Origin of the sequence: Paenibacillus sp. FSL H8-0261 (genome assembly GCF_045040645.1) — a bacterium.
Classification (GTDB): Bacteria; Bacillota; Bacilli; order Paenibacillales; family Paenibacillaceae; genus Paenibacillus_AQ.
In genome coordinates, this window is sequence record NZ_CP150297.1 from 3629911 (window position 1) to 3642293 (window position 12383).

Consider the following 12383-nt stretch of genomic DNA (forward strand, 5'->3'; position numbering starts at 1 on the left):
GCAATAAGGAGAAGAACTATGCCACTTGTTGATATGCCGTTAGAACAATTGAAAACCTATGAAGGAACGAATCCACGCCCAGCGGATTTCGATGAATATTGGGAGCGTGCTCTGGCAGAGATGCGGACTGTTGATCAGCAGCTTGAGCTGGTGCCTAGCAGCTTTCAAGTACCCCATGCCGAATGCTTTGACCTGTATTTCACGGGCGTGAAGGGAGCGCGAATTCATGTGAAGTACGTGCGCCCCAAGAATATGGAAACCCCTCATCCGGCTGTCGTTATGTTTCACGGCTATTCCGGCCATGCCGGGGATTGGAGCGAGAAACTGGCTTATGTATCGTTAGGCTTCTCTGTGCTTGCCATGGATTGCCGCGGCCAGGGGGGAACCTCGGAGGATGTAGGAGGGGTAAAGGGAAATACGCATCACGGACATATTATCCGCGGGTTAAATGATCACCCGGATGAACTGCTATTTCGTCACATTTTTTTAGATACTGCACAGCTTGCCGGAATAGCGATGAAGCTGCCTGAAGTCGATCCTGAACGCGTTTACGCTGCAGGGGGATCTCAGGGAGGTGGACTTACGATAGCTTGTGCTGCATTGGAGCCGAGAGTGAAGAAGCTTGCACCGATTTTCCCTTTTCTTAGTGATTACAAGCGTACATGGGACATGGATTTAGATCAAGAAGCTTATGGCGAGCTGCGTACGTATTTTCGCTACTATGATGTGCTTCATGAACGCGAACATGATGTATTTAAGAAGCTCGGCTACATTGACATACAATTTCTAGCTGAGCGAATTCGTGGCGAGGTCATGATGAGCGTCGGGCTAATGGATACCATATGCCCGCCATCTACGCAATTTGCAGCATACAATAAAATGAACACGATGAAGCAGCTTGTTATTTATCCTGACTTTGGACATGAGTATTTACCGGGTTCGTCCGACCGGACGATGCAATTTTTCCTGGATTAATGAATCAGAACGAGACATCAACATTAAAATAATCACCCATAATTACATTTAAACGTTGATATCTAATGGCTTCGTCCTTTGTTTTCAGAGGGCGAAGCCATTAGTGTTTTTGTGGATTATAACGGACAGCTCGCTTTAGGCTGTCTTTTGAAAACCAAAATTGAAATGTTACTTTGTCAAAACGACAGTTCCTTTATAAGCTATTGATCCCCTAGCACACAAATAATTGCGAACTAGAACTGTTTTTTTATAAGTCAAATTTGTTTTAATTCAGTCTAAATAAGCGCTTACATTAGAGGGCAGCTAAACTTACAATTATGTCTAACCATTTAAATTTAGGAACTTCTCCAACAACGGCGATGAATTTCACTGTCATAGGTTTATTTGCAAAGCTAGGTTGAATATTTGAAAAGGGGGGGCGTCATGGGGATTACAAAACGAAAAGCAACCGTGATTATCTTGTTTACCACTCTGATTGTTCTTGCTCTACTCGTGTTGAGCTTAACTAACAAAAAGGCGGAGCTACCTGAAGATTGGATATTTACAGTAGATGGATACGCCGTAACAGAGGAAGAATTTCAATTTTATGTCAAGGAGCATAGAGCTATAACGGCAGACTATTTCTTCAGAACTTATGGGGTCCAAGTAGATGAGGGCTTCTGGACACGTCAATACGGAGAAAATCATGAAACCCCAACTGAATACGCCAAAAAATCTGCAATGACTGCATTGCTAAAGACCAAGCAGGAGCAATTTATTGCAGATGAGCGGGGGATCGCCCCTTACAAAAGCTTTGATGAGCTAAAATCCGACATGGAAGATGAAAATGTTAAGCGAGCTAAGATGGATGATTCAGAAGGGACTTACTATGGATTGCCTCAGTTTGATTTAAATCAATACATGCAATATTTAAGTGGCGCCCGTTGGCCGGATTTGGTAGAAACGCAGGTTAAAAAAACGAAAATGAGCGAAGCAGAGTTGCAAGTTGAGTATGCATCAAAAAGTGCGGAATATGTTCGTGTTGCAAATGAATTGACGGCTGCGTTAGCGACAGCGGGACAGGCCAAGGAAGAGAAAGTGCTAAACCGTTTGGATATATCCAAAGAAGAAACCGAGTCTCTTAAGTTCTGGGAGTCTTTAGCTGCTGCTTCTGTAGGTGAGACAGTAATCGGTAAATATATGGGCGAGGATGTCGTTGCAACATTAACCACAAAACCGGAAATCACCAAGCTTAAACTGGAAGAAGTGAAAGATTCCATTCTATACGGATCGGCGGAGTCTGACTTGCGAGCGTTAATTGCAAATACGAATAAGTTGAAGATTGTATATAACGGTAATCGATTCAGTGAATTAGTAGTGAACTAGAATAGTTATGCTTTTAAGTTTATAAAAATCTATGTCTATTGAGGCTTCCATAGATGCAGATTTTTTATAATGATTAATTTATTAATTTCAAAGGGAGGAAGTTTTTGGATGATACGATCGAAATGGATGCAAAAAGCTTTGTCGATGATTACGGCAACTTCGTTGGTGTTCCCTGGTCTGTTCGGCTTGGCACCTTCATCTGAAGTGTCAGCTGCGGGAGGGGGCGAATCTTTTGACTCTGTTGTACTAGAATTGACACAAGCGGCAGGTCAGGCAGGCAGGGTGAATCTTACCTATAAAGGTTCGCCTTTAAGCAGTCTCGTGAAAGGACCGGTTATTGACGAGGTTAATTATGATTCCAGCAATGCGAATCTTTTAACTGTTAATAATCAGGGTAACATTACTTTAGCTAGCGGTTATACATTTGCGTTGCCAGGTGCTCCGGGCATCCCGGTGACAATCACGGCCGCGGCGAGTTATTACCATGACTCAGATGTATTATTCATGGAGGATTTCGAGAACAACAATGGTCCAATGACATCAACTGGCAAATTAGGTTCGTCATACACGCTTTCCGATGCTCAGTCCCGTTCTGGAATGAAAGCGATTACACCTTCGAGTGATACGAATAATGAAAATGTAGCCCAAGACGTGGCATTGCCGGCAGGTAGCAATTATAAGATGACGGCATGGTATTTTGACCCGTATCCTGATGAGGAGAAGACAGCGACGGATAGAACTCAATTTGCTATTGTAGATGGCAAAAATGCCACCTTTGCCGGGACATTCTATCAAAGTTCAGAGGCTGATGTTATTCATAACCCGACTAGATATACTTGGGCATATGCACCATCATCAGCGGGTACAGCAGGCAACCGTTGGAAAGATAGCGGGGCTTTACGTTCCACAGGCTGGCATAAATTCGAGTGGCTCATTACACCGAATGGTGCGACTTTACAAATAGACGGAACATTAATATCCGATTCAGCGCAAAGTAATATTTACAAAGCTATGAAGAGCGGTACAACCATTCAGCCTAAAATAGCAGGAGGATGGAACAACCAGTCAGGCAACAAAGCTTATATTAAAAATAAACATCTAATCGACGATTTTTATGTTGTTAAAGATGTAGCTACAACAACAGGAACTAGAACATTAACATTGAATTTGGTACCTCCCGGTGGATTGCCAAATTTAGAAATAATCACTCAGCCAACAGCGACAGAAGTGAAACAAGGTGAGACGGCAACATTTAGCGTTGCGGCATCAGCCGTTGCTTCAGCATACCAATGGTATGTATCTGACGACGAGTCTGGCTTGAACGGGACAAAAGTCAGCGGAGCTGATAAGGCGCTATTAACGCTTCCCAATGTGGACGCAGCTTCACAACAAGGCAATTTCTATTATTGCGAAGTGTCTTCGGCAGACGGAATTGTGGTGAAATCCAATGCTGTACCGTTGTTGATAACCACCAATACACAGGTGAATGCGCCAATTAACCCGACGCTTGACTCGGACACGGGCATTTATAGTGGCGCTTCCAATTACGGTGACACCCTTATAACGCTGTTCAAAGACGGTGGACCTGTTGGTTATTATTTATCGAAAAATGGAGGACCCGACCAGCCTAACAATCATGAAAGGCATCATGTTCTGCCCTATGCAAGGGCACTGGGAGTGGGCAACTACACTGTTACAGCCATTGTCATTAATAATGCGGGGGACATCAGTGAAGAAGTTGCAGCATCCGGAATATTAAAGATCGAGAAATTGCCTGTACCGGTAAATGTCAGATGGAACGGCACATACGCTACATGGGACCGTGTCGCTAACGCATATGCCTATTCGGTTCAACTCTTCAGTAATGGAGTGGCTAAAGGAAGCCCGATTGCAGCAACAAGCAATGATGCGGCTTTGTCCCCGACTTTAAATGATACATTTAAAATAAAAGCAAACGGCAACGCAACGTCACGATTCTTAGACTCTGATGAATCAGGAGAGAGTGCACAATATTCAGCCAACATTGCGCTAATTCGCCAGAGCGATACTTTACGGGCTGGAGATAGAACGCGGTTAATCGTTGATACTTCTGATGTGTTTGTTGCTGATAACATCAGCTTCAGCCCGGCAGATCAAGACAAGGATAAGATTGAAGTTGATGATGCCGGATTCGTGACGGTTAAGAAAGGTTATGTTCCAACAGGGAGCGAAGAGGTCACTGTTCAAGTGAGCGTTGATTACTTCAATAAGGCTGACACTATGTTTTACGATGGATTTGAAGGGGAGAAGAAATTTTCAAATGGTGCGAACGGATATGTTCACAGCGATGTGATGTCCCGTACCGGAAGAAAGGCCGCAACATCAAGCGGCGCCGGTCAGGTGGCTACTGTTCCAGGTACCTATAATTACACCCCCGCAACCGGTAAGACAACAATCGTTACTGCTTGGTACTATGATGATGGCAGAGCGGCTTCCAATGACCACGCTGTCTTTGGTTTAACCCCATCATCCAATGAACATATCGCAATAAATTATGGCAATGGAGATGGCGATTGGGCCGGAAATCTGACCAATTACGCAGTCAGACCCGGTTCATCCGGGAGATTCTATCCTGTAGATGTCAAGCGAAGCGAAGGCTGGCATAAATTCCAATGGTTCGTTACATCAACGGGAACGACCTATAAAATCGATGGACAAGACATTCAAAGGCAATCAACAGATGGCGGCAATTTTGATACCCTAGTTAAGAACAATATTTCCAAGATCGATGCATTGCAGCTTGCTACGAACTGGGGCAACAAGGCTGGAACGGTTAAGGATATACAGAACAGGCACTTTATCGATGACGTATATGTTATCGATAGTGGAATAACGGCCCAAACCGGAACATCTTCTATTACGCTAAAGCTCATGCCCAAAGAGTATAGCCACTTGGAAGACAGCACATATGTTATTGGTCTGGACGACTATAATATCACCGTAAATCCTGATTTAGCAGATCTAGCTGGAGTAGAGATCGGCGCTGTAACACTGCAGCGGGATGTGGATTATACGGTTAGCGGTAATGTATTGAAAATTAACAAAGAATCATTCGCAAGAAATAATATCGTGCCAGGAAAATATACCGTTAGACTGGATCTGAATCCTGCCGAAATCACATTCGAGTTGAACATTCTACCACTTGAAGTCCGTGATTATTATTTCTCCAATAACGGTGACGATCATGCAGATGGACGCACACCGGCTACGGCATGGAAATCAATCTCCAAGATTAATGAATATGTATTTATGCCAGGTTCAACCATTTATCTGGATGCGAATAGCGTATGGAACGAACAAATCAGACTGCGCGGCGATGGTGAGGAAGGAAATCCGATTACGCTTACAAAATATAATACGACCGACCCTAACCAACGCCCGATAATTAATGGTGGAGGAACAGCGTCAAGCCCATCAGGCATTTCCTTAAACGGTACAATTGAGTTATATGACGTTAACTATTGGGTAGTCAGTGGAATTGAAGTAACGAACATCGGCAATAAAGCAGGTGACGGCCGTTCTGGTATCGCTGTAATGTCACGGATTTCCAAGCTGGGACAAGGTCAGTTTAATATTCAAGATTATGCTGATGCTCGTATGCAAGGCATCGTCATTCGAGATAACTACGTTCATGATGTTAATGGGCTGCACCAAGCAAATGGAGCAAGTAAGGTATCCGGCGGCATCATTATTAATGGTTATGTAGATATATTGGTTGAAGGAAATAAAACCCTTCGCTGCGATAACGAAGGTATTCGCAACAATGCCTACGGGCCAAGCAATCCAGGGACGAATAACACAGGCATTACTTGGAGTAACTCAAGCTATCCTTGGGCATCAAACGCTGTGTTTAGAAACAACTGGATTTCTAGTTCGGTTGGAGATGGCATTGTTATGTCCGGCGGGAACAACTCCCTTGTGGAACGAAATGTGGTCACAGACAGCGGATACAGCTATTTAAGCGATAAGAGCGGTAACCTGGTTACGAACTGGGGGCCAAATAATACAACGCCAACATATCTAGGTTCGCAAAACTATGCGGCAGCGTGGATTATGGCAAGTAAAGGCACGATCTTCCGCTATAATGAAGCCGTGGACAACCCTTATCATGCAAGTAATGACGGTATGGCATGGGACATTGACAACTATTGTCAGGACAATGTGTATGAATACAATTACAGCCGAAATAATTATGGCGGTTGGTACTTACAGATGAATGCTGCCAAGGGCAATATCGTTCGCTATAACATTAGCGTGAACGACGGTCGCAGCCCGGATTTTAACAAGAGCTTTAACAGTCTTATATTACTTGCGGGAGGCTCTTCAACGAGCGAGGAATTAAGCGGATTATACTATAACAATGTCATCGTCACACCATTAAAGAATAGCAGTTCGTTAGTATTTGATCCGACGGCCTCCAACTTGCATATTTATTTCCAAAATAATATTTTTGCCTACACTGGGGCAAACAACCAAGTTGGTCTGAAAGGCGGGGGAACATCAGCTTCATTTGCAGCCGGACGTTTTACGAACAACATTGTATATCCGGCTAATCTTTTTGGTAGCATGAACGCAGGTGGAGACGGGTATCTAGGTGCAGGCGTAACAGCAACAGACAACCGCTATGTATCGGAAGAGGAACTTAACTCTATATTAAATGATTATAAATCTGCGCCGGAACATTGGATTACCAACAGCGGAACAGTGGATGCCAAGCTTGATTACAGTGCGATGAACGGGTTCCGTCTTGCTGACGGAAATAACCTGGCCTATGGTGCAGGTGCCGAGATTGTAAGCCCATATGTGGATCGCGCGAACGCTCTGCCTCATATGACGGAGAGAACAGACTTCTTCGGCAATCCACTTAGCGGCAGAACGCCTTCCATCGGCGCACACAACCCTTATGCGGTAACTTTTGATTCCAACGGTGGCAGCGAAGTGGTGATGAAGTTCGCAGATATGGGCGGGACAATTACCGAGCCAACAGCGCCGACAAAAGAAAACACTGTTTTCGGCGGTTGGTATCAAGATGCAGAATTAAACGATGTCTGGGATTTCGTTGCTGATCCTGTTACAAGGGATATTAAATTATATGCGAAATGGGTTGAAGACGCAGGTACTGCGCCAATGATTATGACGAAATCGCTTGCGGATGGCAAGGTAGGACAACCTTATTCGGCAGTTCTTACCACTGACAGCGATAAGCCGATCAAATGGGCTGTTGTAGAGGGTCAATTGCCATCAGGATTGAGCTTGGATGAAGATGCAGGTGTTATCTCGGGTACACCGGATCAATGGGGTCAATTTACATTCAAAGTTCAAGCTAACAATGACGCAGGCAGTGACTCGAAAACGTTCAATATAGTGATCACTGAAGATGTCTCAGTTGACACAGCTCCGGAGATTATCACTAAGACTTTGCCGAGTGGCAAAGTTGGACAACCTTATACGGTAACATTAGCGGTATACGGCAGCGAACCGATTACTTGGAAGGTCCAGGGAGGAGATTTACCAGTAGATTTGAACCTAGATGAAGCAACAGGCGTTATCTCGGGTACGCCTCAAGAGGCAGGATATTACGAATTCACTGTTGCAGCAACGAATGATTTTGGTATAGATAAGCGAGTATTGAGCATCGAGATTAAAGAGGATATGCCAGTTGATATAGCTCCGGAGATTATCACTAAGAATCTGCCAAGCGGCAAAGTTGGAGAACCTTATACGGTAACATTAGCGGTATACGGCGACGAACCGATTACCTGGACAGTGAGTGATAATTATTTACCTGCAGGGTTGAATTTAGAAGGAGCTACGGGTGTTATTTCAGGGGTGCCTACTGAAGCGGGAACATACAAATTCACTGTTACGGCCTCTAACCATGCTGGCATGGATACGATAGAGTTAACTATCGTAATTACTGCAAATAATAACGGCGGAGGATCAGGTGGCCAAATCAGCACGCCGACTCCTTCTCCAGAAACACCGGTAGCAGATCTTATTGATGCTACAATCAAAGAGCAGCTGATGAAAGGCAATTCCATTGCATTGACGATGTCAGCCGGAAAAGATGAGCTTGAGATTCAAAACGATACGATCGGTGCGATTATTAAAGCCAACAAACCGCTAACCGTTACGAATGACACCGTATCTGTTGAATTGTCCCCTGAATTGTTGAAGCAGTTGAATACAGGCAAGAGTATGAAGGTTGTCATTAAACCTGTAAATGATAGAGACGGAGTTATAGGGCGGGGATATGAGTTGAAGATCTTCGCAGATGGCCGGGAAGTAACGGATTATACAGGGCTTATACCAGTAACCTTCGATCTGACAAAAGAGAAGTTGTCGACTAACGATATTAGCATGTTATGCGGTGTCATGCTTCGATTAGACGGTAACATGGAACGCTTAGGCGGCAAATATGACCATAAGACAGGTAAATTTACCTTCACGGCAAAAGGACTAGGCTATATCTTTGTTACAACCAAGCCTGAACCTGTGAAATTAGAACTTACTCTAGGTAAGAAAGGGTATAAATTAAACGGAATCGAAATGAGTATGGATGTTGAGTCGATGGTAGTTAAAGGCAGAACTTTAGTGCCACTGCGCTTCGTTGCGGAGAGCATAGGAGCAAATGTAGGCTGGGATAACATTACGAAAACCGTAATGATTACCTTGGAAGGTCAGACTTTGTCCATTTCGATCGGTGAACTTGCACCAGGAATGGATGTTGCAGCTGAACTGGTAAACGGACGTACTATGCTCCCATTACGCTTCATTGCTGAATATTTTGGTGCAGATGTATTCTTCAATAATACTACGAAATCCATTAGTATCATGAAGTAGTATTCGTTAGTATTCGCTAACAATAGCAGCTACACACGAAACCCTCTAACATGCACTGCAGCGTCTCATAAAGATTCGTTTCGAGGACGTTGAAAAGGCAATCGCTGAATAATTATGAATATTTCATTTTCAGTTATCATCAAAAAATCTTGATGATAACTGAAGTGCACCCCTTAGAAAAGATATTGGATAAACCCCCTGGTTTGTCCGATGAAATTCTAGGGGGTGCATTTTTATGGCGATTAAAGGGTAGAAGTTTAAGACATACTCAAATGAGATCAAAAAAGAGGCCATTCGTTTACTAACAAACCCCCCGAGAAGTTACATTCTGCTCTTTTAGACAAACAAATCCTGACAGATTCATATCCGCCAGGATTTGTTCAATTAAGAGCTGTAAACCTCAAAATCGAATATCGAATATCCGTATACGGTCCCTCTAGCAGTACAGAGCACTCTGACGTAACGTCCGCTATTTGCGGTAAATGTAATATCGTCAATAGAACCATTACCGGTCGTTGTTACGTAAGTATCCGTCCATGTTGTTGCATCTTTAGACACCTGAACTTTGTAGCCTTTAGCGTAAGCGTCTTCCCAATTCAACTTGACGCGGTTTACGCTTTGGGTTGTGCCCAGATCGACGTAAATCCATTCATTGTTGCTTCCTTCGATGCTCGCCCAACGGGTAGTAGAGTTGCCGTCGGTTGCCTTGGAAGCTTCAAATCCTACACCTTCGATAGAACTGGCTACCGCTGTCTTGCCCAGCGCAAGGTTGATACCGGCAGCAGGAGTTGAACTTGTAGTTGCTGATGCGGTATTACTGTTAGCAGACAGGTTGCCTGCGGCATCGACAGCTTTTACCATATAGCTGTAAGCTGTCGATGCGGTAAGGCCGGTATCGCTGAAGGATGTGTCTGAAGGCGCTCCTACTTCCACGCCGTCACGGAATACCCGGTAGCCTGTTACACCGACATTATCGGTAGAAGCAGTCCAACTCAGATTAATTTGGCTGCTTGAAGCTGCTGTTGCGTTCAGATTCGTTGGATCCGAGGGAGCTTGAGTATCCGCTGCACTGTAGGTAGGCTTCCACCAGTTCCCCGAGATGAACAGTAGGTTCAGCATGTTAAAGGAGTCGCTGAAGTAACTTTCCTTTTTGTTCTTCATCCAGTCCCATCCTGCATTGACCCAAGCTTGATGCGTGCTGGTAGTCGTCGCTGCGGAGATAAAAGGCGCTACGAATACCGCTGTCGCATAAGTACCGCGATTCGAACCGTTCAGTTGGTAACCGTCCTTCACATTGTTCGGATTGTTGCCTGTTTTTCCTTTGATCCATACTACCATTTTATTAGCGATATCCTTACCACGGGTGTCTCCGTACAAAGCGTAATCCATTACGATACGAAGTGGTACACGGCTTGCATTGTAGTTGTATTCATTTGTTTCAGGGAACTCTTCCAAATAGTTTGGAGGGGCCGGTTTAGGCGGGTTGCCTACCACAAAGTCCGAAATCAGACCTGTGCTAGACGAATAAGCTGCTGTAAATTGGCTGTATACGTTATACAGATTGTTGATGACATTTAGCCAAGTTGAATCTCCAGTAACTTCATTGAAAGCCCGTAGATGACTGAGCATCCAGTCGGAGGGACGCGTATTCAAGGCGCTCTTCGTATCCCAGTCACCAAGATTCAGCCTGTTGTTAGTTGTCACATTGCTAAGCTTAATAGCGCCAATCATCTTTTTGGCTTCAGCCAAATAATTGATCGTTCCAGTCGAGCCCCATTGGCGATCAGCTAGAATAAGGGAGTAAGCGATATCGAGGTCCCCATCTGTTGCTGAACCGAAGTGCCCTTGAGCCCCAGTACTATCTGCTATTACCCATCCCATCAGGTTCGGATTATTAGAGCTCTTGAACGCTCTAGCCGTTTTGAACAAACCGTCATAGATTGTTCTGGAATTCGTATCGTATCCAGCCATTAGCACGGTAATAACCATACCGTATCCTTGACCTTCCGATGTGCCGAGAGGATCGAAGCCGTCCGCTTCGCCAGTAATATCACCTTTTACATAGTACCCTCCGGGCAGCGAGGACAAGTTGTTTTTAAGATAAGTAGCCTTCCAATAGTCATAGTAGGAAGATACAGAACTGTTCATCGAGGATTGACTGACGTGGTTTGGTTTAATGATACCCGGATAGCTGACTTGTTGAGGAAACGGTTTCAATTCACCCGCTCCATGAGCTTTCCGTTGAAGCGGTGCAGGGGCGGCTAATGTCGCTAGAAGCATAACCGCCGAAAGCATGACAAGTAACATCACTTTCATTGTGCCTGAGGTCGATTTCAATGAGTACACAAAAATTCCTCCTTTAGTGATGGTTAGTTTAATTAACGTCAATGAATCCTCCTTCCCTTTAGACTGATCTCCAAAGTAAACCGCTTAACAATAAGTGCTATTCACACCTATAAAGTTTAAGCGCTTTAACTTTAGGGCGGAAGTGACATTTTACATATATACTGAAGAGATTTGAAGGTACGCGCTTCAATAGGAAATCATCGCATCCTCAACGTCACTTTTCACCTACAGGTTACAAATCACCAGCCAAACAGCATTACTTTATTCACACAAATGTAACACAACTATTTTCGCCGTGTCTAGGTGCTTTAAAATAAATTAAAAAGTAATGTTCATAAAGTAAAAGCGTTTATACTAAAGAGATTATAGCAAACAACATGTTCATACTGGATTAGATGACACGAGGAACATTCTGCAATCATCCAAAAAGAAAAAGAAATATTGCATACGGTTTCATAGCATAGTCAGAAAAATGAGCATCAGTCCAACGGTGAACAGACTGGCGCCGGATACGATCAGGACATCAATAGATGCTGTTAATCTCTTGGCATAAATGGCGGTAATTGAGAAGATAAAAGCCGAGCAGGCAGCCGTTGAATTTATTTTTGCTCAACCTCATGCTGGCTCAGCGCTCCTTATATGAATGACCGCATACAGTGAAATGGAGAATTCACAAAGATGTTCCATTTGTCTATTACATGTAGCCTAAGTTCGCGAAATAGCGTAGTGACAAAGGATTCACAAAAATGGTTGTTTTTACCTTGTTGTACATTGTACAATGTGTAACGAGCCTGGTGTTCATTAAGGTGATCATT

At 44.0% G+C, this 12383-nt stretch carries 4 protein-coding genes and 1 pseudogene; 3 read left to right on the top strand and 2 right to left on the bottom strand.

What is annotated here, in order from left to right; genetic code table 11:
* Window positions 1-18: 18 nt before the first annotated feature.
* The 3 genes from MHI27_RS16040 to MHI27_RS16050 all read left to right on the top strand — a co-directional run bounded on the left by MHI27_RS16040 (window position 19) and on the right by MHI27_RS16050 (window position 9222).
* Complete coding sequence (locus MHI27_RS16040) at window positions 19-975, top strand: alpha/beta fold hydrolase (protein ID WP_405174171.1); 957 nt, start codon at window positions 19-21, stop codon at window positions 973-975.
* Window positions 976-1398: 423 nt separating this feature from the next.
* Entirely contained in the window at window positions 1399-2340 is a 942-nt protein-coding gene (locus tag MHI27_RS16045) for a hypothetical protein (RefSeq protein ID WP_405174172.1), read from the top strand.
* A gap of 108 nt (window positions 2341-2448) precedes the next feature.
* On the top strand, window positions 2449-9222 hold the full coding sequence (locus MHI27_RS16050) for a stalk domain-containing protein (RefSeq protein ID WP_405174173.1): 6774 nt from the start codon (window positions 2449-2451) through the stop codon (window positions 9220-9222).
* Window positions 9223-9606: 384 nt separating this feature from the next.
* On the opposite strand, the gene MHI27_RS16055 is transcribed toward MHI27_RS16050, so the two are convergent.
* Together MHI27_RS16055 and MHI27_RS16060 are read right to left on the bottom strand one after the other, a co-directional pair.
* Window positions 9607-10323 (bottom strand): discoidin domain-containing protein, encoded by a 717-nt coding sequence (locus MHI27_RS16055; protein ID WP_405176752.1) that lies wholly within the window; start codon window positions 10321-10323, stop codon window positions 9607-9609.
* Window positions 10300-11448 (bottom strand): annotated as a pseudogene (locus MHI27_RS16060) (glycosyl hydrolase family 8); the annotation flags it as partial. The pseudogene MHI27_RS16060 and the gene MHI27_RS16055, both read right to left, overlap by 24 nt.
* Between the last annotated feature and the right edge of the window lie 935 nt (window positions 11449-12383).